This is a genomic window from Pseudomonas sp. fls2-241-TYG-175, from assembly GCF_030209155.1.
Classification (GTDB): domain Bacteria; phylum Pseudomonadota; class Gammaproteobacteria; order Pseudomonadales; family Pseudomonadaceae; genus Aquipseudomonas; species Aquipseudomonas viridiflava.
Window position 1 is genome coordinate 1 of the sequence record NZ_JARVSO010000033.1, and the last position, 21,004, is coordinate 21,004.

A 21,004-nucleotide genomic window follows, 5' to 3' on the forward strand; every position below is an offset into this window, starting at 1 on the left:
AAAAGCGCATCAGCGCTGCTGCCTCACTGGATAGCCAGATGACTTGTGTATAACGATGAGCGCTCTGCGTGGGCATGCCGCACGACAGCGCTCCCGGCGCTATCCAGCCAGACGCAGATTCGGTAAAACCCACCTATAAAAAAACGGGCTCACAAGAGCCCGTTTTGTTTTCCTCGATCAGCGCTTCAATGCACGTTCGGTTTGCCGCCCGCCGCTTCAAGCAAACGGTCGGCCATCAGGCGTACGATCCAGAAGGCTGTCAGCGCCGCATCGCCCTGCAGTTCGCCCTGCCCGGCATCACGTTTGAAGCCCGGTTCAAGGCTGTCGACGTAATGATCCAGACTGAAGCGATCGCCCACCTGAGTGGCCGGCTTCTCCAGGGTGTCGCGCATCCGGTCGGTGACCAGTGCGATGGCTTTCTCGAAGGCCTGGCGCTGCGCCGGAGACAGGTAGCCCCCTGCACGCACCAGCGCTGCCCAGGAGCGCTCTTCAGGAGTGTCCTGCGCCTCTTGCAACGCTTGCGGTTGTCGCGTGACCGTCATCTCAAGCCTCCTTGTGGTTGGTCGAGCCTGGCAGTTTGCTGTAGGCGTTCTCGACGTTCTTCAGATCGATGCCGCTGGTGGACAGGTTCAAGCCTTCGCTGTCACTTTTCACGAAGGAGAATTTGCCGTTTTCAGCACTGATGTTTTTCAGGTCCAGGTTCCAGTCACCCTGCTGACCGCCGTTGGTGCGCATGAAGGTGCCGAAGTCCTTGACCTTGAAGTTGTCCACGTTCACGTTCGCATCGGCATTGAGCTGGAACACCTTGTCATTGGCGCCCTGGGCACTGCTGTTGGTGATGTTCAGGTTGGTGACCTTGGCACCGCCCTCACCTTTCACGGTCAGCGCATCTTCGCCGACATTGGTCCAGTGGACGTTATCCACGTTCACGGCCTTTTCGCTGGCGGCGCGCACATGCACGCCATCGGCAGCGTTGTCACCCAGCACCACGTTTTTCAGGGTGGCGCCCTCAGCCAGTTCGAACATCGGCTTCTGTCCCTCGCCCTGTCCACCATCCCCCAGAGCCTTGCCTGCGGTGAAGGTCTTGCCGCCGCCGTCGAACGTTTCGCCAGGACCCACTTTGATGGTCTCGTTGATGACGGTCGGATTGCTTGAGGCCGTCGGGAAGGAGACCGGCGTGGCCGAGCCGCTGGTGCCAGTGCCGGTCGGACCGGTAGGTGAAGGTGTTCCAGTCGGACCAGTCGGTGTCGGCGTGCCGCCGCCCGCGCCCGGTGTTGGCGCTGGAGTACTGCCACCGCCTCCGATGGAAGGTGTTCCGCCACCGCCACCCAGGGAAGGTGTTCCACCTCCACCTCCACCACCGCCGCCGACGGACGGAGACCCACCGCCACCGCCACCGCCACCGCCACCGCCAACAGAAGGTGCTCCACCGCCACCTCCGGTGCCTGTCGGTGCGACACCACCACCACCACCACCGCCACCTCCGGTGCCTGTCGGTGCGACACCACCACCACCACCACCACCACCACCACCACCACCACCACCTTTACTCGCGCCATCAGACGGCTGGCTGAAGGTTTCCGGATGGCTGTCCATGAACTGGGCGATCATTTCCAGCAGCTCTTTGAGCTTGCCGTTCTGAGACACCTCACCGCCGCCATCGGCAGTCGGCTGAATGGAGTTGTCCAGCGATCCGCCACCCAGTTTCTGCATGAGCGTGTTGACCAGATCCTCGGTGCTAGATCCGCCCGCCGCGCCCTGAGTGCCGCCCAGCCCCTGGCCCTGACCCAGCGCACCGGCATCCTTGCTTGCACCGGTTCCGCCGCCGCCAATACCGCTGGCACCACCCGAACCACCACCCGAACCGTTGCCTGCGCCGGAAGACGAATCCGAGCCACCGAGGATTTTCTCGAACAGGGCCATCAACACTTGAGTCAGCAGCTCCTTTTCGCCGCCGCCAGCGGTGCCGGAATCCTTGGTCTGCCTGTCACCGTTCTGCCCGTTGCCCTGAAGCGACTGCAATAACGAATCCAGATCGCTTTGCCCGCCCTGAGCGCCTTTACCGGCCGACTGCCCCCCGCCTGCACCCGAGCCCGAGCCCGAACCAGACCCGGAACCCAGCAGCATCTCGGCCAGCATCCCAGCCAGCTCCTGCAGCGCGGACTGGCCGCCCTGAGCGCCCTGGCCAGCGCCGGTCAGTGAAGCACCGATACCCATGCTCGTGCCGCCCACGCCGGGAAGGCTGGACAGGTTTCCCATCGAACCTGAAAGGCTTGTTAAATCAGACATTGCTTACCCCGCTCCATCAGTGAATGTGTCGGAAAACGACAGTCGATTCCGCCGATCCGTCGGTGTCACTGGCAGGCATGACCGCCATGACACTCATCGCTGTGTGGACTGCTGCGGACCTGCGGTTCCCGACGTTTCGGTCAATTGAGCAGAGAAACCACTGCAGTGCGGGTCTGCTGGGTCTGGGCAATGAAGCCGTTGACCAGATCACAGAAAGTGCCTTCGTCCAGGCCAGCCAGCTCACGCTGGGTGCACAGACGTACATCCTGCTGATCGAGGGCGAGCCAGCAGCCGCGAAGTTTTGCGGTATCGAAGTTGGCAGAAAGGAGGCGTTGCAGGTTTTCCGGGCTTTTGCGCAATTGGCCGAGCCGACTGTGAATAACCACGTGGTCGCTGTGCGCAGCGACTTCAATAACAGCCGCCTGACGCTGCTGACCGTCGTAGAGCGCACACACGCCATTCTGGAGGGTTAACGGTGTACCGAGAGTGGCACTTAGACGGGCAATAAAACGTTGCATGTCGCGTTGGGAGTTCGCCATTGAATAATCCTCAAGTTAGTCGGTGCGGTAAACAGACCGCGGCGACAAGTGAGTGGAAAATTAATGGCGTCCGGTTCCGGCTGGAACAAATATTCCGAATTCAGTTATTGAACCCTGCCAGCATCAGAAACTCGCCCACCAGTTCCTGAAGGGCGTCCTCACGCCGATACTCAGGGTCCAGTTCATGCCACACGACAAAACGTTGCTGGCTGTCCAGGCAAATATAGTAACCATCATAAGATTCGATATTCTCGAATCGACGCTTGAGCGCGTCGGAAAACAGATCTGGCCGTTGGGCTCTGCGCTCGATCATCAGCGACAGCCCCCAGCCCACGCTATCCTTGCGATGAACGAAGTCGATCCCCGGAGCCCACTGCCAGGTACTCGGCCGTTGCTGACCGATACTGACGAAGAAGTCCCGCTGATCATTACTGCGCAAAATCGTTTCAGTCATTCAGATGTACCAGGCTGTATTCAGATGAATCGTTGCGCAATTCCGGCGACCACCAAACTTTAAGGCTGGAACTGTTGGCGCCAAGTTGCTGACAATCACTGGAAAAACAAGATGTTTGCATTGTCGCACAGGCGCTCAACAATACCGCGACGACAAACAAGGTACCCACACGCACCCACTTCATTTATGAATCTCCCGACAAAAGGACTGTATTGAAATGACCGTTAACACGTAATACGAGTGCCGGATATGAGCGACCGCGCCTTAAGCGCACGATATATCCCTGTATCGTCATCGGCCTCAAGGCGGCAATATTGAAACTCTCACGGGGGCTGCTGGAACCGCAGTGGCAGCGGCGGGCCTCGTGGCCACGAACACTTCGGTGGACTGGCCTGGCTGCAACTCCGTTACGGGTAACATTGTTACTGCAAGTGTCCGGGCTCCGGCGCAGGACGCCAGCGAGAATGCCTTGGCGCGGGCACTGTCGTTGCGAACCACACCGACGGTGATATCGAAGGTATCGCCCCTGAACCACTGTCCCCGGGACGCATCGATCGACAGGCCGTGATCCACTCTACACAGGTCCTTCAGCGCCACGCCAGATGATGACTCTTTGATATCAGGCGGCAGCCGTCCGTTGGCCAGCTCCGAAAACGTCTTGCTCACCCGATCCCTTTTCTGTTGCCGGGTACTGGGCGAGCCGCTCAGCGCAAGGGCTCTGTCGAGCTGCGGGCGGTTTTCCCTGGCGATATAGCGCGACGGATCGAGCTGATCGCCCACCAGTCGCGGTGTGAGGATGAATAAACGTTCACGTCGCGAGACTTCATGGCGCTTTGAAGTGAACAGCGCACCGATCACCGGCAGGCTTCCAAGAATCGGTACCTTGTCCTGACGCTCTCCACTTTCATCGACATGAAAACCGCCGATGACCAGCGAACGGTTTTCTCCGATGACCGCCTGGGTGCTGACCGTGCCGCGCTTCACATCCGGCGTATCGTTATCACGGGTACGCTCGAGCTGGCCGTCTTCGATATCGACGATCAACTGAAACCGGTTGGGCTGCTCACCGGCAATGGTTCTGGGAATGACCCGCAGGCTGGTGCCCGCCGTCACCGGCTGAACGTTCGCAACCCGCTCGCCTGTGGTGGTGATGTAAGCCGTGCGGCTGAAATCGATCACAGCCGGCTGGTTTTCCAGCGTCAGCACCGAAGGCCGGGCAATGACCGAAGCAACACCCTGCCCTTCGAGCGCCTGTATGTCGGCAAAGAACCGGTCGAAATCGTTGATGAACAGGGTCGACGAACCACCGGTCAGCAACGAACTGCCGAAGTTCACCGAGCCAGCCCGTGCAGACCACCGGGATTCCAGGCTGCTCAGCTGGCTGCGATCGATGTCGAGGATGACCGCGTCGATTTCCACCAGGTTGCTGGGCTGATCGAGCTGCTGCACCAACTGCTGGTAGGTCTCGCGCTTTTCTGGATCATCGTAGATCAGTACCGCGTTGTTGCGCACGTCTGCCACCACACGGCGGTTGCTGTTCGATTTGCTCTCGCCGCTACGTGCCGGTGTGGCCTTGCGGTTGCTGGCCAGGTTCATGATCTTGCTCTGGCCCATGTCGGCCATGTCCTGCATGGCGCGGATATTGGCGGCCGGGTCCTGCGGCAACGGAGGCCTGTGCTGGCTTTCCAGCAAGCCGTCCAGCAGGGTCGCGACACCTGGAATGGTGATGCTCTGCTCGCGATATTGAATCTCGCGGTCAGCTACGGCGGCATATCGCAACGAAAACATCATGACCTGATGCTTGTCCTGCGCCTTGACCTTTTCCTTGCTGAAACCGCGTATCAGCTCGACATAGCGCGCCGGTCCGCTGACCAGTACCACGCCTTCATCCGGCAACTCGCCCCAGCCGAAACGCTTGTCCAAGAGACCGATATCGGTGAGGGCCTGCTTCAGATCCGGCGCTGCGTCAGCCGACACTTCAAGGCGCTGGGACACCTGGCCCGATTGCGGGCTGACGTACAGCTTGCCGTTGTACAGAAACCACTGGAATTGATGTTCCAGCGCCAGCCGGTCGAGAAACTCCTGGGCATTGCCCGCGCGAATCTTCGCATCCACCACTCCTGTGATACCGCGGCTGTCGAGACCCACGCCATACGAGCTGGCGAAATCCGACAACACTTTGGTCAACGGGGTTTGCGACGCCTCATACGCATAGGCGGACTGGCGCCACTCTTCAGGCACACCCGCAGTTACGACTTCAGCCTGCACACACAACACTGAGATCCAGAAAAGCCGTTTCAGGCACTGCTTAAACATACGAATTCCCCAGAGACAGAGGACGAACCGGGCGTTTTGCAGGCGATGCTGACGCTTCGAGCATCGATTCCCACACGTCGCGCTGGTTGACCAGCGCCTCAATGATGCTGATGACCGGCGAGGTACCCTGGAAGGGCTGAAACTGCACCAGGCAAAGCCGATGGCTTTGCGGATCCAGTGCCAGCGCAGCACTGAAGCGTCGAATGCTGGGGCCCGACAGACGCAGCGCGGCGGCCAGGCTTTCATCGTCGCCACGCCAGGCAGCGCTGAGCGGCGCGGTATAGATCAGCCCGTTGGTGCCGCGCTGAATGCGCAACGGTTGCTGATCGATCTGCAGCAGCAACTCGGCCGTGCCACTGTCGAGCCAGCGCTCGACCGTGGCGAGCAGGTCAACGGATTTCATTGATGATCGCCTTGGCCAGGTTGTGCTTGACCACAATCTCCTGGTTGGCGGCCCAGCTGGCGGTGGATGACTGGCGAATGGCGGAGTTGAAGGCGTGCCAGTCTTCAGGGGAGAAGGCATCCATATTCAGCGCAGCCGAATCCAGATCCTGCTGGGCATTTTCAAAATTACTGTCGAGACGGCGTCTGAGTGCATCTGAAGAAAGCATGGTGATACTCCTGGTCCGGGAACTGCTGACTGAGTGGCAAGGCACCGGCTTTGGTTCCAGAACTTCATGCTCAAGGCCAGATATGTTGCTGCAACCCGCTCCAGCCGAGGCTGAAATCGCCGTGTTCGGTGCGCAGGCTGATGGCGTCCGGGTCCAGACTGGCGTCGGTTCGCAGGGTCCAGCCTGGCTGATCATGCGTTTCAAGACTCAGCGCCACCGCCTCCAACTGATCGGGATGGCAGAACAGCAACGCAGCGTCCTGATTCGAACTGGCCAACGCCAGCTGGCGAATCACCGACCTGACCTTTTTATCGGTCGGTACTTTTTCCAGAAGGCTCTCCAACGCCTGGCTCACCAGTTGCGCGGCGGTTTCGACCAGCGTTTCCAGCGCCTGCTCGCGCTGGGTGCGCAGGTCATCGAGCAACACCTGCGCTTCTTCCCAGACCTGGGCCCGTGCCTGCTCTTCACAGGACTGACGCAGCACATCGGCTTCGGCGTAGGCCTCGGCGAGAATCGTCTCGGCCTGGGTGCGGGCGTTGTGCAACACCTCATCGGCCAGTAGACATTCCTCAAGAGTCTCCCGACGCAGCAGCGGCTCGATGAGTGTGATTCGATCAGCTGGAAGGTTCAGACTGCGACGGGTCAACATGAGTGTTTCCTTCATTACGAGCGTTCAGTACGTACCCGGCAATGGCCTGCCACAGCGCACGCAGACGCACGGCAGGCACTTCTTCGAAAACCATCCGCTCGGCCTCCTCGACCGCAGTGCGATCAAACCTGAGTCGCAACCTTTGCCACAGCCGCTCACCGACACGGCGGCGCAACAGACTCAGTCCGGCCACTTCGCAGGGATCGGGGCTCCATTGTTCAGGCATCCAGCAACCGGGCTGCAATCCCTTGCCGAGCCGACGACACCACAGATGGGCAGACTCATCCAGATCAGCGGTTCGCGGCCTATGGGTACCGGCGCAGACCGTCACACACAGCCTCAGCGCCAGCGTCCACTCCTGCGGCGCAAGATCCAGCAGCGGGATGAGCAGCGCCTCGGGCATGGGCGGTATCGCCGACGTCATGCCAAGACAGCGATCGGCCGACTGCGCACTGACCTGCTCCAACAGGTGAAGGGTCGAGGCATTGGCCTGCTCCAACAGTTGCCAGCTGGAATGTGCGTCGCGCCAGCCCTGAGCCCACCAGCGAACCCAGATCAGCGCCTGAGGTTCGCTGATGTTCATGGTGTGGCTTCGCTCGACGCCTGCGCAGTATTTTTACGCAGCAGACGCTCTCGCAGCCGCGGATTGAGTGCCCACAGACCGGCCAGCAACAGCACCAGCCCGACACCACACAGCACCGCCACCCACTGCAGGAACTCGAAACGTTCGCGTGTGACGTTGAACGGTCCGATGCTGACCATTTCCACCGACTCCTGATAACCCTGAGCCGGCACGAACACCACGGCCAGTTTTCGTTCGTCCGCATTGGTCATGCCGGGAATGCTGCTGGCGACCATACGCCGGATGCGTGGCAGCACGCTGTCGGGTTCGAGGTCAGCCCGGTGCTTGATGAACACCGCAGCCGAGGCCGGTTGCACAGGCTCCCCCGGCGCGATGCGCTCGGGCAGCACCACATGGACCCTGGCGACGACCACGCCGTCGATCTGCGACAGGGTCTGCTCAAGTTCCTGAGACAACGCATAGATGTAGCGCGCCCGTTCTTCCAGCGGCGATGAGATCACGCCTTCCTTGCGAAACACCTGGCCGAGCGTGGAGCGGGAACGACGCGGCAGACCCACGGCCTCCAGCACCCGCACGGCCCTGGAGATGTCCTGAGTGGACACGAGCACTGCAACGCCGCCCTTGTCCAGGCGCTTCTGCGCATCGATGTTTTTGCCGGCGAGTTCGGCCAGAACTTCGTTGGCGTCCTGCTCGGTCAGGTCGCGATGCAATTCCATGCGATCACCACAACCGGCCATCAGTAATGCCAACAGAACGACTACAACAAGCCTGACTGTCCTGGGATGCATAATCACGCCTTATTGCAGACTGGTCAGTTTTTCCACGGTCTGGGCGGCCTTGCTCACCAGCTTGGCGCTCAACAGGCTTTCCAGATAGAACGAGGACAACGAACGGTTGGCCTCGATCAGGGTTTGCGGGTCGTTGGAACGGGCCGCGCGCTGCAGATTGCGGTCGACCTTCTCCGAATCTTTCTGGTAGGCAAGCGACGCCTCGGAGATCGGCGAGATCATCCGTTGCGGGTCGTTTTGTGCAGGCGCTGCGTTCGAGCGCATTGCCGCGTTGAACCAGCTGATGTCCGCCTCGGCAGGAGCCGCATCTGACGCTGCATCAAGTTCGGGAAGACCCGGTTGATGGTGGGATACGCGAGTGATCGCCATAGTTGATTCTCCTGCCAAGACGAAGGTTTACCCATCAACCGCGATAGTTGGTGGTGCTTTGCTGAACCAGAACCGACAGGACGTTGCCCGCCGCGATGCTGGCATCGGTTTTCAGGGTGTTGCCCGCGCCGCCGTTCTGGAAGTTCTGCTCCGCATTCGGAAACAGACCACCCAGCGAGTCGCCCTGCGCGCTGCCCTTGATTTCGCCCTTGATCATGTCGATGGCTTTCTGGAACTGCTCGCTCTCGCCCTTGGACATGACGTTGTCGCCTTCGGACAACTCGCCCATCCAGTCCTTGGACTTGCCATCAGGCTTGCCGAACTCTTCAGGGTGCATGTCCATGAAACGCGACACTTCCTTGAGCACATCCTTGTCTTCGAACGAGAACGTCGTCTGACCGCTCTTGGCGTTGGGGCTGGTGTTGGGCTGCAGGAGGTTGTCGAGCTTTTCCTCGCCCAGGCTGCCGAGCAGCGCTGCCAGCAGTTCCTGCAGACCGCCGCCGGAGGCATTGCCGCTGTTGGCAGCCGGTGCGCCCCAGTTGGAAGCGGGATTTTGACCGGAGCCAACACCCTGCCCGGTGCCGGTACCCGTGCCGCCCGAAGCGCTGCCGGTCGAGCCGCCACTGAGGAACTCGGTGATCAGCCCTTCAAGCCCTTTGGTGAAGGCTTCCTTCTCTTCACTGTTCAGGTACTTGTCTTCGGAAAGCTCGTCGCGCCAACCATTGACTTTGCCTGTGGCGTCGTCAGGTTTTCCGTACTTTCCCGGGTTCTTGTCCATGTGATCGGCGACCATGCCGAGCAATGGATTTTCGGTATCGCGGATGTTGGCACCGCTGCCGTGCTTTTCGAACATCGAATCGCCCAGCAGCGAAGCGATCTTGCCTGCCGCGCCGCCCGAATCGGACTGCATGGAGGTCATTTGCGTGCTGGCGAAGGTACTTTGGAAGGAGGCACTTTGTGGAACGCTTGCAGTAGAAGAAATCATGAATCCACTCCTTGAAAACCGCACAGGTTGAAGCCCTCTCGGTGTAGACCGAGAGGGCACGCCAACCACTTAGTAGTTGATCGCCTTACCGGTTTGCTGTGCAGAGTTCTGCGCCTTGGTGGCGGAGTCCTGATAGGCGCTGGCGATACCGTTCACGGTATCGGTCATCATCTTGTTGGATTGGGCTTCAGCGTTCATTGTTGTGGTTGCAGCTGCAGTTGCATCCATTTTGGTCATTGCAGCCATCGAAGCGCCGAGCGAAGCAGTACCAGCCATAGTTATTACTCCTGATCATCGAGAATGTTCGAACACATCATGTGTGTTCGAAGCATGAGTGGCCGACAGTCAAAAGCAGTTCCATTGAATGACGACAATCATTTCAAGGTGATGATCACAGCTCGGGCGAATTGATGCTCAGGCTCTTCATGCGGTGATACAGGGTGCGTCTTGGAATACCCAGTTCATTGATAACCGAGTCGATGCTCTTGGGATGGCGCGACAGACAATCCTGGATAAGTGCCTTCTCGAATTGCCGAAGGTAACTCTTCAAATGAATACTGTTTTCGGTCTGAGAATCGTTCTCGCTACTCAGCGGCGGCATACCCAGGACAAAACGTTCGGCCGCACATTTGAGTTCGCGAATATTGCCGGGCCATCGGTGGCTGAGCAGACGGTTGAGGACATGCGGGTCGCGAACCGGAATGGGCTGGCCATGCTTTTCGGCGGTCTCGACGACAAATCGCTCGAACAGCGAAGGCAGATGATCCAGTCGGGAGCGCAAGGTCGGCAGCTGAATCTTGATGACATTGAGCCGAAAGAACAGGTCGCGGCGGAACTTGCCCTCCTCGACCAGTTTTTCCAGCGGAGTCTGGGTTGCCACGATCACCCGAAGGTTCAGCGGCACGAACCGGGTGGAACCCAGCCGCTCTATTCCGCGCATCTCCAGCACACGCAACAGCTTGGCCTGCAACAGCAGCGGCATGCTGTCGATCTCGTCCAGATACAGCGTGCCGTTATGAGAAGCTTCGATATACCCGGCTCTGGACTTGGAGGCGCCGGTGTAGGCACCGGCCATCACACCGAACAGTTCGCTCTCGGCCAGTTGCTCGGGCACCGCCGCACAGTTGATCGCAACCAGCGGCCCTTCCCGGCCGGACAGCTGGTGAATCCGGCGGGCAAGCGTGTCCTTCCCTGTGCCGGTTTCGCCTTCCAGAACCATATCGACATTGAGCGGAGCTGCCTTGCGGATAAAGGACTGCAGAGTGCCAAAGATATCGAGAACCTCATGCTCCATCGGCAATGAGTCGTTGTTCATAGCACACTCATCCATCCATTCCCCTTACGATGATAATCAGTTCCGTCGAATATCAGGAATACTTCGGGTACGGACTTCAAGAGCGGTCAGGCGTCCGGTGCCGCGAACCGCATACTTTAAATTAATGTAAGACAATTATCTTGTGGTGTTTTTCTATCGTGCCTATTGAGGCAATCATGACGGCATTCGGTTTACCGAATGTGGCGCAGCACTGAAACAGGGCATGCCTGCAAAATCTGCACAATGATGCGCAACTTCCAGCAAATGATTTAATAAGGATGTCATCAACGAAGTGCAAGGCTGTCCGTTCACCTCTTGTTTGACGTCGTCCCGCCAGTAGTTGTTGTAACGCGCACCGGAATTGCACCGTGATCCGGTACAAAATATTCGGTTTTCCGAACGCATGGGTAGCAGCTTAGTTGGCTGAATTCTGTACCACGATAGATTTTTCGAGCGTTGTGCAGAGCAAAAAAACATAGCATTCGATTGTGACAGCTCCATTTTCGCACTCTGCGCAGCCGGATCGAGGTCATCGAAGACGCTCGAAACGACGTCAGCAACGGTCATGGAACCGGCTTGGCACTCAGGTCACTCAGGAGCAATCGGCGGCAGATTTTTCTCACGCAGGCGGCAGATTTTTGCAAGCCCGACGCAACGAAAAAATTTCCGTCTTGTGCGTCATGACACTCCGCCAGACCGGAATTCCCGGACAAATCTCTGCAGAGCAGCAGAGCAGATCATGAGCTGTTCATAAATTAACCACACAGCTGCACCCCACGCCAATCAAGGGTTTCAAAAAGTTACCCACAGACATACCCACGATTTCCGTGGACAACTTATGGCAAATTTCGAACCTTAAAACCGTTCAAGAGCGCAAGCCAAAAATCTTACATCTATCTACTGCAAATCCAGCCCCGAATATGCATGGCCGTGCCCCGGCCTATCGATAGATGAAACTGACTGTTGCTTCCTGGCGCGCTTACCTCTGAAATGGATCCTTTACGCGAGGCAGTCTGCAGATGGAGCAACAATGTGACGTGGCCGTTCTGGGCCTTGGCGCGATGGGTGCCGCCACGCTTTATCAGTTGGCCAGAGAAGGCGCGGATGTGCTGGGGATCGACCAGTACGCACCGCCCCACACGCTGGGTTCCAGCCATGGTGATACGCGCATCACCCGGCTGTCGGTAGGCGAAGGGCCGCAATACCTGCCGCTGGTGCGCAATTCGCACCGCATCTGGCGCGAGCTTGAAGCATTGACCGGCGAATCCCTGTTCGAGCAGTGCGGCGTGTTGGTGATGACATCCAGCCCGGCCTATGACCCAAACGACCCGGAAGATTTCACCCACAAGACGATCGCCCTCGCCCGCGAGTACGGCGTAAGGCATGAAGTGCTTTCAGCCGCAGACATTCGCGAACGATTTCCGCAGTTCAGCCCGGTCCTGGACACCGCCATCGGCTACTTCGAACCTGACGGAGGTTTCGTAAGGCCCGAGCGCTGCATCGCAGCCCAGTTGCAACTGGCCGGAAAACTGGGCGCACGTATCCGCCTGAACGAAACGGTGACCCGCCTGCAGGCTCATGGTGATCAGGTGCGCATCACCAGCGATCAGGGATCGATTATCGCGAACAAGGTGGTGGTCAGTGCCGGGATGTGGTCGTCGCAACTGCTGGGCGAGCCCTTTACCGATCTGCTGCGCGTCTGTCGGCAGCAGCTGTTCTGGTTCGCACTGGAAGACACTGCCGCCTTCGCCCCGGTATCGCCCAGCTTCATCCTGACCCACGGCCCTGGCGAGGTGGATATCAATTACGGCTTCCCGCCCTTACCCGGTGAAGGCAGCATGAAGATTGCCACTGAGCAGTATCTGCATGCGTCACAGGCCTGCGAGCTGGACCGCAGCGTCAGTGCCGAGGACGAACAGACGATGTTCCAGACGCAGGTCAGCGGCAAAATTGCAGGCATAAAGGCAGACGTGGTGAAGTCATCGGTGTGCGCCTACACCGTGACGCCGGACTACCATTTCATCATTGACGACCACCCGCACCTGAAGAACGTGACCGTGGTCTCGGCCTGCTCAGGACACGGCTTCAAGCATTCCGCTGGTCTGGGGCTGGCGCTGGCGCAGCGTTGTCTGCGCGGCACCAGCGATGTGGACCTGTCGGCATTCTCGCTCAAGCGTTTCGGCAAAACCGCCTGACGCTCGCTCAACGCGGCTGCACGAATGCCTCATCGATGCGCGCCAGATCGGTATCGCGCAAGGTGCCTGCGTGATAGTGCAACTTGATCCAGGCCATCAGGTAGTCGTAACGAGCGCGCGCCAGGTCGCGGCGCGTGCTGTAGAGCTGTTGTTCGGCGTTGAGCGCATCGAGGTTGATGCGCTCGCCACCCAGAATGCTCTGACGCGTCGACTCGACCAGCGCCTGCGCCGACACCAGCGCCTTTTGATAGGCGCGCAGTTTATTCACCCCGGAAGTGGACGCATTGAATTGCCGACGCAGTTCGATCAGGGTTTCCCGGGTCTTGCCTTCCAGCTCGTACTCCGCCTGCTCCCTCACGCTGTTGGCCTGACGCACCGAAGCGCTGGTACCACCGCCTGCGTAAAGCGGCAGGCTGACTTCGATGCCCACCGTATTGGTGTCGTAACGCTGGTTGTAGGTATTGCCACTGTCGGACTCGTTCTGGCGAATGCTCGCGTATGCATTGACCCGAGGCAGATGACCGGCACGGTTACGCTCCACTTCGTAACGAGCCACTTCAAGTGCCTGACGTTGCGAGGCGAGAATCGGGCTGTTGGCCATTGCCAGCGCGTGCCACTCGCTGTAGCTCGACGGTTCCAGCACCATGGCCTGAAAGCTGTCCCTGAGCGGATCCAGCTGCTCGATGGAGATCGCCTGTTCGCCCAGCAGAGCGCCCAGTTCACGCAAGGCAGCATCCTGCTCATCGCGGGCTTCGATCTGCTCGGCAATCGCCAGTTCGTTGCGCGATTCGGCTTCGAGAATGTCGGTGCGAGTGCCCTCGCCTTGCTGAAACATCTGTCGGTTCTGTTCGAACTGACGCTCGAAAGCCTGTTGCTTGGCCTGGGCGATATTGATCTGGTCCTGAGCGAACAATGCCTGGGTGTAGGCCGTCAGAACCCGAACCAGCAGTTCCTGACTTTTGCCGCGAAAGGTCTCATCGGCAAACAACGCCTGAGCGACGCCTTTGCGGTAATTAGCGTAGGCCTCATAATCGAGCAAGGGCTGCTGGATCGTGAGGCTGGAACCGAAACTGTTGTAATGACGATGATCGGTGGTGTCTTCACGCCCGCCCTTCAAGGTCGCTTTGGAGTCGTTACGCCCCTTGTTGTAGTTGTACGACACTCTGGGCAGCAGGCCTGCGCGGCCGATGGCACGATTTTCCAGCCCCGCATCACGCTCCTTCAGCGCACCCAGAAAAACCGGATCATTGCGCAGCGCCTGCTCGTAGATCTGAAACGGCCCCAGGGCATGGCTTGCGGGAGAGACGCAGAGCAACATGGCTGCCAGCGCGGCAGCTTTACGGGTCAAGTGGATCATCCTATTCCTCGGTCAACGCGGAGCCGGCACGATCCAGCAAAGGTTTGAACAGATAATTGAGTAGTGAACGCTCGCCGGTGCGTACAAACATCTCTGCTGGCATACCGGGCTTGATCACCAGACCGTTGAGCTTCTCCATCACCGCATCACTTACCGAGGTGCGCAGGACGTAATAGGGCTGGCCGGTTTTCTCGTCTTCCAGTTGGTCGGCCGATATGAGACTCACCTCGCCCGTTACCCGGGGCGTGCTGTTCTGGTTGAAGGCCGTGAACAGAATGTCCACGGGCAGATGACTGCCGACCTTGTCAATCAGGTTGACCGGCAGGCGGCCTTCGACTTCGAGCCGGGTGCCTTGCGGGACAACTTCCAGCAGGGTCTGACCGGCGCGCACCACGGCGCCTTCTGTGTGTACGCCGAGGTTTACGGCGATGCCGTCAGCAGGCGCGAGAATCTCGCTGTGTTGCAGACTGAAACCCGCAGACGCCAGCTGCTGCTCAAGTGTGAGGGTCTTGACCTGCGCGTCGGCCCACTGCGTACGCACTTCTTTCTGGTATTCCTCACGCTGTTGCTGCAGGCGCAGCCGTGACTCGACGATGCCCTGCTCGATCCGCCCGGTTTCTCCGGCGTTCTGCGCCATTTCCTGCTGGACCTGGGACAACTGGCGCTCGTATTCCAGGAGGCGGTTGCGCGGAATGAAGCCGTTTTGCGCCAGCGGTTGCAGGTTGCTCAACTGCTGGCGCAGCGAATCGGCCTGTGCCAGAAGATCGGAGCGCGCCCGACGCATGCCGGCCAGTTGCGCGCCTGCACCTTCGATGCTCGCCTGCAAACCGGCCTGTTCGCGCGCAAGGGCCTGCCTGCGGCTGCTGAACAACTGACGCTGCCCTTCGAGCACCATTGCCAGCCGCGGATCAGGATCCTGTCCATGCCCGGCAGCAATCAACTCCGCAGGAAAATTCACTTCGCTCAGGTTATCGCGCTCACTCTGCCAGCGCGCCAGGCTCGCCCAGGCCATACGGTACTGGGCGCGCAGCGACTGAACATCTGCTTCGACCTGGGTCTGATCCAGACGAAACAGCGGCTCGCCTTCTTTTACAGCCTGTCCTTCGGTGACCAGAATCCGGCTCACTACGCCGCTGTCCAGCGACTGCACCGCCTTGCGCTTGCCCGATACCACCACCGTGCCCTGCACTGCGATGCCTTGATCCAGTGGCGCAAGACTTGCCCATAAAAAGAAACTGCCGGCACCGACGAGCGTCAGCAGCCAACCGGCACGGGTAAAGAACTGCACGCCGCGTTCCTTGCCCGGAACGGCGTAATCGTTGAGGTGTGGGCTGCTCATACTTCGGACTGCCTGTTCTGTGTGCCGTACTGGCGGCTCATGGAAAGCCCGACGGCCGGACGCGGTGATGATGGTGGTTGCGGCTGCATGGAAGGTTGCGGCTGAGAAGCCTGCCCGGACAGGGCCTGAAGAACCTGTGCCGTGGGTCCGAATGCTTGCATTCGTCCTTCGTTGAGCACCAGTAGTTGATCGGTCTGAGACAAGGACGCGGTTCGATGGGTGACCAGCACCACCGTGCAGCCACGTGCTTTGAGCTCACCGATTGCTCGGGTCAATGCGGCCTCGCCTGCGGTGTCCAGGTTGGAGTTGGGTTCGTCGAGCACCACCAGCTTCGGTTCGCCATAAAGCGCGCGGGCCAGTGCCACCCGTTGCTTCTGCCCGCCGGACAAGCCGCCGCCGTCGTCGCCCAGGCGCGTGTCGTAGCCCTGCGGCAGACGCAGAATCAGCTCGTGTACACCCGCCAGTTGCGCCGCAGCCACCACCTCGCTGGCGTCACCTTCACGGAAGCGCGCGATGTTCTGCGCCACGGTGCCGCTGAACAGTTCGATGTCTTGCGGCAGATAACCGATGTAAGGCCCGAGCGCTTGGCGATCCAGACGATGCATGTCGGCACCGTCGAGTCGCACCGTGCCACCGAGCACCTGCCAGATGCCGATCAACACACGCGCCAGGGTCGATTTCCCGGAACCGGACGCCCCCAGCACGCCGAGCACTTCGCCGGCTTTCAGCTGAAAGTTGACCTGATGCAAGGTCGGCACGGTCACACCTGGCGGTGCGGCGCTGACCTGTTCGAGCCCCAGTTGACCGCGTGGCACCGGCAACGCCATGCGTTGTGCGGGTTCGGCGTAGGTCTTGAGCAACTGATCCAGCCGTCCATACGCCAGACGCGCCGAACTCCATTGTTTCCAGACGGCAATCAGTTGATCGATCGGACTCAATACCCGCCCCATGAGAATCGAACCTGCGATCATCATGCCGGGGGTCATCTGGCCGCGAATGACCAGAAACGCACCGAGGCCCAGTACCAACGACTGCAGACACAGGCGCAACGCCTTGCTGATCGAACTGATCACCGCCCCGGTATCACTGGCGTCATTCTGACGAGCCAGAAAACGCGCGTGGACATCGAACCAGCGTCGGCGCAAGGCATCGAGCATGCCCATGGCCTGGATCGCTTCGGCCTGCTGCAGATGACGGGTCGCCAGTTGCGAGGACTGCTGCGAAAAACCGCTGGCCTCGCCAAGGGGTTTACGGGTCAGCCACTCGTTCAGACAGGCCAGCGCCACCAGCAACGCGGCGCCCACGGTGGCCAGCAGCCCCAGCCAGGGATCGAAGAGAAAAATCACCGCCAGATAGATGGGAAACCAGGGCGCATCGAAGAACGCGAACAAGGCCGGACCGGTCAGAAACTGGCGAATGAACGTCAGATCACCCAGCGCCTGCCCTGCCTGACGTTGCCCCGCATGCAGATTGCTTTCGAACGCCGCCTGATAGACACGCAGATTGAAGCGACGCTCCAGCTCACTGCCGATGCGGATCACCACGAAACTGCGGATCATTTCCAACAGCCCAATGAAGGCAAAAAAGCCGACCACCATCAGGGTCAGCATGACCAGTGTGGTCTGATTCTGGGAGGTCAGGACGCGGTCGTAGACCTGCAACATGTAAATGGATGGAGCCAGCATCAACACGTTGATCAGCGCGGTAAAACAACCGACGCTGATCAGCGCGCGTTTGTAGTGCCCCAGGGCTTTATAAAGCGGAGGGTGGGCACCCAACGGCAACGCACTCATGATTCTTCCTTGAAGGCCGCGTTCGCAGCCGGGTCACATCGATAAAAGTTATCGGTTTACGAATCCGTGCGGCTCAGTCCTGCTCGATAAGACGTGCCAGCGTGAGCAGGTCGCCTCCAGGCAACCGGGCCTGATACAGCTGATTGCCCATGTGGTTGAAATGGATCAGACCGGAGCCTTCCTTGTCGGTAAACGCCAGCCCGTCAGGCGTGGGAAACCATCCCGTTGGCGTATCGCTCAGCCAGCGCGAAGCGCAGGCCGGGTCTCCGCCCAATTGCGGCGCGTCGGTATTGAGTTGCAACTCACACGCCTCACTCGGCCGGGCCTGAGCGAACAGTCTCCACTTGCCACTGAGTTCAGCGGGGCTGGATAGCTTCAAACTCGTCGCCATACTGACTCCAGAAATCGCTGCCAGCAGCGCAACGGCTGCCGCAATGTTTCGAAAAAGGTGATGGATGATCATGATGGCCATATTCCAGAACATGGGCGGCTCATGCGAGCCACCCATGAGTACTACTATTTACACCACGATATCGGTGGCAACCGCCTGGCCGACAGTGCCGACCAGGAAGTCAGCGACGCCTTGACCGGTGAAGTCAATGGCGAGGCTGCCCAGGTTGGTGCTCTGGGTGTAGCTCAGGATCGCTTCGCCCGCATGACCGCTGAACGCGTTCACAAACTGCAGCGAGGTCAGCGACGAGATGGCCGACACGTCGATCTTGTCCTGACCGCGGGTGAAGTCACGGATCGTGTCTTGCGCTGCCCGGTTGGAGTCGGAACTGGCACCGAACACGAAAATGTCCGCGCCCGCGCCGCCCCACAGGGAGTCAGCACCGCCACCACCGTAGATGATGTCGTTGCCGGCACCGCCCTTGAGGTCGTTGGCCGCAGCATTACCGACCAGCAGATCGTTGCCCGATCCGCCCACGGCGTTTTCGACCAGAACGCCCTTGGCGATGGAAACGTTGCCCACCATGCCGCCGACGTCCGAGAACGACGCTTCGTTGAGGTTGATTTTCTGGTTTTGAGTGAAACCGGAGAAATCCAGCGTGTCCTTGCCGCCGCCATCCCAGACCGAAAACACCACCTTGGAAGAGGCGGAGGTTGCGCTGTAGAAATCACGACCGGCAGTGGAGTTGAAACCGTACACCGTATCACCGGCACGGGTGCTCATGTTGGCACCGTAGAGTTGCTGGATGGCTGCGATGTCATCCATCAACGGCCCCGACGAATAGGTCGGCGAGCCGCCCTTGACGAAGTTCTGATCGGTGTTGGACTCACTCCAGTAACTCATGACGCTGTAGCCACGCGTGTCTTCTGCGTAGCTGACATCGTTATAGGTCGGGTTGCCTTCGCCGGCGTTGTAATCGCCAGGGTGAGACAGGCCCAGGGAATGGCCGATTTCGTGAGTCAGTGTCTGGCGACCGTAGTTGCCGTTGTCTGGCGTCAGGTTGACCGTGTAGGAGTTATTGGTCAGGTACCAGGACTGACCATCGTACCGGCTGTTGCCGCTTGGCAGGTAAGCGAACGCCGCTCCGCCGCTGCTGCCGTCGCTGTAGTTGCCGAAGGTCATGTGCCCGTCACCGCCGGAAGCGGCCTGGGTGAACGTAACCTTGGCGACATCCGCCCAGGATTGCATCGACAACACAGCTTGAGCCTTCTGCTGCGCGTTGAATGCACTGAAGGTCCCAAGCGACGTATCGAACCCGGAAGGTCGAGCCGTCAGGAACGTATAGGTGAGATTGATGGTGCCGTTGCCGTCACGATCCACCCATGCAGCGTCGTCGCGGAGGATGTAGTCAGCAGCTTGATCGACAGAATACGACGGTTTGCCATTGATCGTGAGATTGCCACCGCGATCGTAGGTATGGACAAAAGTATCGATCTGGTTGAACGCCGAGCTTCCGGTTGCCGCCAGTTGCACGGCCGAGAGAGCAGCATTTTCTTTAACTTTCGACATGTCACTTCCTTGTCTACAGATAGAACAGTTTGGTACGACAGCCTCCCTCGGGTAGCGAGAGAGTCCTGTCACTCGCTTTTGAAGCGTAAGCAAACTGACACATTTGGAAATCCTGTGTCTATCCCTCTGCGATGATGTCAATTAGCCAAAAGCAGGAAAATGCCTACAGGCGTTGGGGAATAACCTGATAATTATTTTAGTGATATGCCAATGCGCCATAAGCCGCTGAAAGACTTGTAACAACCTTGATAAATATGACCGATCGGTCATGGAATTTTTGATCGAAGGGTCAGGGATTTTCACAGCGTATCAAGGCTGACCTGAACCCTTCCAGACGGCGCTTGAGGTTCGAGTGCCCTGCTCTTCAGCGGCACCAATCGCCCACTTCCCAATTTCACAAAAGCAAACGCCCCGACAAGTCGGGGCGTTTGTTTATTGCGTGGCAAACCTTGTGTTCATTCAGCAGAAGCAAGCCTCTGTGAGCGACAAGCCGTTATCAGTCGTCGCGGCTCATGATGCCGAAGATCTGCAGCAGGCTGACGAACAGGTTGTAGATCGAAACATACAGGCTGACCGTGGCCATGATGTAGTTGCGCTCGCCGCCATTAATGATGGCGCTGGTCTGGAACAGAATGCAGACCGACGAGAACAGTACGAAACCGGCGCTGATCGCCAGCTGCAGGCCACTGATCTGGAAGAACATGCTGGCCAGCACCGCACCCAGCAGAACAAAGAAGCCTGCGGTTATGAAGCCACCCAGGAAACTCATGTCCTTGCGAGTGATCAGCACGTAAGCCGAAAGACCACCGAACACCAGCGCGGTCATCGCAAACGCAGAGCTGACCACTTCAGCGCCGCCCGCCATACCCAGATAACGGTTAAGGATCGGGCCCAGCAGGAAACCCATGAACCCTGTCAGGGCGAAGGTCGAAACCAGACCCCATACCGAGTCACGGAGTTTGTTGGTCAGGAAGAAAAGGCCGTAGAAGCCGATCAGCACCACGAAAATATTCGGGTAGCCGACACGCATCTGTTGAGCCATGAACGCCATGACACCGCTGAATGCGAGGGTCAGGGCCAGAAGACCATACGTATTGCGCAGGACACGACTAACCTCTAGCTGGTCGGCCTGCATGCCGGTTTTAAGGGCGTAATCCTGTTCGCGCATTGCGAAACTCCTTACTGATGAAATGTTGAGTTGCAAAGATCATAACAGAGGCGCTGCAACTGGCTAGTCAGAGAGTTTGACAGCTTGTTTCATTCCGGTATTATGGCGCCCGCAACGAAGTGGAGGTATGGCCGAGTGGTTTAAGGCAGCAGTCTTGAAAACTGCCGACTGTAACAGGTCCTAGAGTTCGAATCTCTATGCCTCCGCCATATTTGGTAGCGCAAAGCCCTGATCATTCAGGGCTTTGTCGTTTCTGGGGTTTACACGCCAGGATCGGATGTCGGGTGTTCGTCC

At 59.0% G+C, this 21,004-nt stretch carries 22 protein-coding genes and 1 tRNA gene; 2 read left to right on the top strand and 21 right to left on the bottom strand.

The features are described from left to right. Positions 1–185 precede the first annotated feature (185 nt). From QRN20_RS20770 to QRN20_RS20840, 15 genes are all read right to left on the bottom strand, one after another. Positions 186–542, bottom strand: coding sequence for a hypothetical protein (locus QRN20_RS20770; RefSeq protein WP_004884774.1), 357 nt, complete (start codon positions 540–542; stop codon positions 186–188). 1 nt (position 543) lies between these two features. Beyond that, positions 544–2,289 carry a pectate lyase gene (locus tag QRN20_RS20775; protein WP_285361100.1) on the bottom strand — a complete coding sequence of 582 codons (1,746 nt, stop codon included), beginning with the start codon at positions 2,287–2,289 and terminating at the stop codon, positions 544–546. Between the two features lie 140 nt (positions 2,290–2,429). Beyond that, entirely contained in the window at positions 2,430–2,828 is a 399-nt protein-coding gene (locus QRN20_RS20780; protein ID WP_025993094.1) for a type III secretion system chaperone, read from the bottom strand. Positions 2,829–2,928: 100 nt separating this feature from the next. Then, positions 2,929–3,282, bottom strand: a complete 354-nt coding sequence (locus tag QRN20_RS20785) for a hypothetical protein (protein WP_025993095.1) — start codon at positions 3,280–3,282, stop codon at positions 2,929–2,931. Beyond that, positions 3,275–3,466: a hypothetical protein gene (locus tag QRN20_RS20790; RefSeq protein WP_122781932.1), complete on the bottom strand. Its 192-nt coding sequence runs from the start codon at positions 3,464–3,466 to the stop codon at positions 3,275–3,277. Before QRN20_RS20790 ends, QRN20_RS20785 begins: the two co-directional genes overlap by 8 nt. A 116-nt stretch (positions 3,467–3,582) precedes the next feature. Continuing rightward, positions 3,583–5,598, bottom strand: a complete 2,016-nt coding sequence (gene sctC / locus QRN20_RS20795) for a type III secretion system outer membrane ring subunit SctC (RefSeq protein ID WP_032664507.1) — start codon at positions 5,596–5,598, stop codon at positions 3,583–3,585. Then, positions 5,591–6,001, bottom strand: coding sequence for a type III secretion system chaperone (locus tag QRN20_RS20800; protein WP_285361105.1), 411 nt, complete (start codon positions 5,999–6,001; stop codon positions 5,591–5,593). The genes sctC and QRN20_RS20800 overlap by 8 nt, the downstream gene beginning before the upstream one ends. Beyond that, positions 5,988–6,209, bottom strand: a complete 222-nt coding sequence (locus QRN20_RS20805; protein ID WP_004884749.1) for an HrpF family protein — start codon at positions 6,207–6,209, stop codon at positions 5,988–5,990. Before QRN20_RS20805 ends, QRN20_RS20800 begins: the two co-directional genes overlap by 14 nt. 70 nt (positions 6,210–6,279) lie before the next feature. Next, positions 6,280–6,858: a type III secretion system stator protein SctL gene (gene sctL / locus QRN20_RS20810; protein ID WP_043305820.1), complete on the bottom strand. Its 579-nt coding sequence runs from the start codon at positions 6,856–6,858 to the stop codon at positions 6,280–6,282. Then, a complete protein-coding gene (locus tag QRN20_RS20815) occupies positions 6,824–7,441 on the bottom strand; it encodes a hypothetical protein (protein WP_043305819.1) in 618 nt (205 codons plus the stop codon). The genes sctL and QRN20_RS20815 overlap by 35 nt, the downstream gene beginning before the upstream one ends. Further along, a complete protein-coding gene (gene sctJ, locus QRN20_RS20820) occupies positions 7,438–8,229 on the bottom strand; it encodes a type III secretion system inner membrane ring lipoprotein SctJ (protein WP_029244534.1) in 792 nt (263 codons plus the stop codon). Before sctJ ends, QRN20_RS20815 begins: the two co-directional genes overlap by 4 nt. A gap of 9 nt (positions 8,230–8,238) precedes the next feature. Further along, positions 8,239–8,598: a type III secretion system inner rod subunit SctI gene (gene sctI / locus QRN20_RS20825; protein ID WP_029244535.1), complete on the bottom strand. Its 360-nt coding sequence runs from the start codon at positions 8,596–8,598 to the stop codon at positions 8,239–8,241. A gap of 34 nt (positions 8,599–8,632) precedes the next feature. Continuing rightward, entirely contained in the window at positions 8,633–9,583 is a 951-nt protein-coding gene (locus tag QRN20_RS20830; protein WP_122414548.1) for a DNA-binding protein, read from the bottom strand. Positions 9,584–9,652: 69 nt separating this feature from the next. Then, entirely contained in the window at positions 9,653–9,859 is a 207-nt protein-coding gene (locus QRN20_RS20835) for a type III secretion system major pilin HrpA (protein WP_004884739.1), read from the bottom strand. A gap of 115 nt (positions 9,860–9,974) precedes the next feature. Next, complete coding sequence (locus tag QRN20_RS20840) at positions 9,975–10,898, bottom strand: sigma 54-interacting transcriptional regulator (protein ID WP_029244537.1); 924 nt, start codon at positions 10,896–10,898, stop codon at positions 9,975–9,977. 1,019 nt (positions 10,899–11,917) lie between these two features. Between QRN20_RS20840 and solA the strand changes: the two genes are divergently transcribed. After that, a complete protein-coding gene (gene solA / locus QRN20_RS20845) occupies positions 11,918–13,093 on the top strand; it encodes an N-methyl-L-tryptophan oxidase (protein ID WP_096767798.1) in 1,176 nt (391 codons plus the stop codon). 7 nt (positions 13,094–13,100) lie between these two features. On the opposite strand, the gene QRN20_RS20850 is transcribed toward solA, so the two are convergent. The 6 genes from QRN20_RS20850 to QRN20_RS20875 form a co-directional block, all read right to left on the bottom strand. Further along, complete coding sequence (locus QRN20_RS20850; RefSeq protein WP_043305817.1) at positions 13,101–14,450, bottom strand: TolC family outer membrane protein; 1,350 nt, start codon at positions 14,448–14,450, stop codon at positions 13,101–13,103. A 1-nt stretch (position 14,451) separates the two neighbouring features. Continuing rightward, the gene (locus tag QRN20_RS20855; RefSeq protein ID WP_029244540.1) at positions 14,452–15,789 is read right to left on the bottom strand and encodes an HlyD family type I secretion periplasmic adaptor subunit; all 1,338 of its coding nucleotides are present in this window, start codon (positions 15,787–15,789) and stop codon (positions 14,452–14,454) included. Then, positions 15,786–17,582 carry a type I secretion system permease/ATPase gene (locus QRN20_RS20860; protein WP_032664510.1) on the bottom strand — a complete coding sequence of 599 codons (1,797 nt, stop codon included), beginning with the start codon at positions 17,580–17,582 and terminating at the stop codon, positions 15,786–15,788. The genes QRN20_RS20855 and QRN20_RS20860 overlap by 4 nt, the downstream gene beginning before the upstream one ends. A gap of 73 nt (positions 17,583–17,655) precedes the next feature. Further along, positions 17,656–18,045 (bottom strand): protease inhibitor Inh/omp19 family protein, encoded by a 390-nt coding sequence (locus QRN20_RS20865; RefSeq protein WP_285361126.1) that lies wholly within the window; start codon positions 18,043–18,045, stop codon positions 17,656–17,658. 57 nt (positions 18,046–18,102) lie between these two features. After that, the gene (locus tag QRN20_RS20870) at positions 18,103–19,542 is read right to left on the bottom strand and encodes a serralysin family metalloprotease (RefSeq protein WP_029244543.1); all 1,440 of its coding nucleotides are present in this window, start codon (positions 19,540–19,542) and stop codon (positions 18,103–18,105) included. 496 nt (positions 19,543–20,038) lie between these two features. Beyond that, positions 20,039–20,710 carry a Bax inhibitor-1/YccA family protein gene (locus QRN20_RS20875; RefSeq protein WP_004884720.1) on the bottom strand — a complete coding sequence of 224 codons (672 nt, stop codon included), beginning with the start codon at positions 20,708–20,710 and terminating at the stop codon, positions 20,039–20,041. Positions 20,711–20,831: 121 nt separating this feature from the next. On the opposite strand from QRN20_RS20875, the gene QRN20_RS20880 reads away from it, so the two are divergent. Next, a tRNA-Ser gene (locus tag QRN20_RS20880) sits at positions 20,832–20,919 on the top strand. Positions 20,920–21,004 lie beyond the last annotated feature (85 nt).

Bases quoted from the DNA above. Each gene is read 5' to 3' on its own strand.
- QRN20_RS20770 (WP_004884774.1), bottom strand. From the start codon at position 542: ATGACGGTCACGCGACAACCGCAAGCGTTGCAAGAGGCGCAGGACACT.
- QRN20_RS20775 (WP_285361100.1), bottom strand. From the start codon at position 2,289: ATGTCTGATTTAACAAGCCTTTCAGGTTCGATGGGAAACCTGTCCAGC.
- QRN20_RS20780 (WP_025993094.1), bottom strand. From the start codon at position 2,828: ATGGCGAACTCCCAACGCGACATGCAACGTTTTATTGCCCGTCTAAGT.
- QRN20_RS20785 (WP_025993095.1), bottom strand. From the start codon at position 3,282: ATGACTGAAACGATTTTGCGCAGTAATGATCAGCGGGACTTCTTCGTC.
- QRN20_RS20790 (WP_122781932.1), bottom strand. From the start codon at position 3,466: ATGAAGTGGGTGCGTGTGGGTACCTTGTTTGTCGTCGCGGTATTGTTG.
- sctC (WP_032664507.1), bottom strand. From the start codon at position 5,598: ATGTTTAAGCAGTGCCTGAAACGGCTTTTCTGGATCTCAGTGTTGTGT.
- QRN20_RS20800 (WP_285361105.1), bottom strand. From the start codon at position 6,001: ATGAAATCCGTTGACCTGCTCGCCACGGTCGAGCGCTGGCTCGACAGT.
- QRN20_RS20805 (WP_004884749.1), bottom strand. From the start codon at position 6,209: ATGCTTTCTTCAGATGCACTCAGACGCCGTCTCGACAGTAATTTTGAA.
- sctL (WP_043305820.1), bottom strand. From the start codon at position 6,858: ATGTTGACCCGTCGCAGTCTGAACCTTCCAGCTGATCGAATCACACTC.
- QRN20_RS20815 (WP_043305819.1), bottom strand. From the start codon at position 7,441: ATGAACATCAGCGAACCTCAGGCGCTGATCTGGGTTCGCTGGTGGGCT.
- sctJ (WP_029244534.1), bottom strand. From the start codon at position 8,229: ATGCATCCCAGGACAGTCAGGCTTGTTGTAGTCGTTCTGTTGGCATTA.
- sctI (WP_029244535.1), bottom strand. From the start codon at position 8,598: ATGGCGATCACTCGCGTATCCCACCATCAACCGGGTCTTCCCGAACTT.
- QRN20_RS20830 (WP_122414548.1), bottom strand. From the start codon at position 9,583: ATGATTTCTTCTACTGCAAGCGTTCCACAAAGTGCCTCCTTCCAAAGT.
- QRN20_RS20835 (WP_004884739.1), bottom strand. From the start codon at position 9,859: ATGGCTGGTACTGCTTCGCTCGGCGCTTCGATGGCTGCAATGACCAAA.
- QRN20_RS20840 (WP_029244537.1), bottom strand. From the start codon at position 10,898: ATGAACAACGACTCATTGCCGATGGAGCATGAGGTTCTCGATATCTTT.
- solA (WP_096767798.1), top strand. From the start codon at position 11,918: ATGGAGCAACAATGTGACGTGGCCGTTCTGGGCCTTGGCGCGATGGGT.
- QRN20_RS20850 (WP_043305817.1), bottom strand. From the start codon at position 14,450: ATGATCCACTTGACCCGTAAAGCTGCCGCGCTGGCAGCCATGTTGCTC.
- QRN20_RS20855 (WP_029244540.1), bottom strand. From the start codon at position 15,789: ATGAGCAGCCCACACCTCAACGATTACGCCGTTCCGGGCAAGGAACGC.
- QRN20_RS20860 (WP_032664510.1), bottom strand. From the start codon at position 17,582: ATGAGTGCGTTGCCGTTGGGTGCCCACCCTCCGCTTTATAAAGCCCTG.
- QRN20_RS20865 (WP_285361126.1), bottom strand. From the start codon at position 18,045: ATGATCATCCATCACCTTTTTCGAAACATTGCGGCAGCCGTTGCGCTG.
- QRN20_RS20870 (WP_029244543.1), bottom strand. From the start codon at position 19,542: ATGTCGAAAGTTAAAGAAAATGCTGCTCTCTCGGCCGTGCAACTGGCG.
- QRN20_RS20875 (WP_004884720.1), bottom strand. From the start codon at position 20,710: ATGCGCGAACAGGATTACGCCCTTAAAACCGGCATGCAGGCCGACCAG.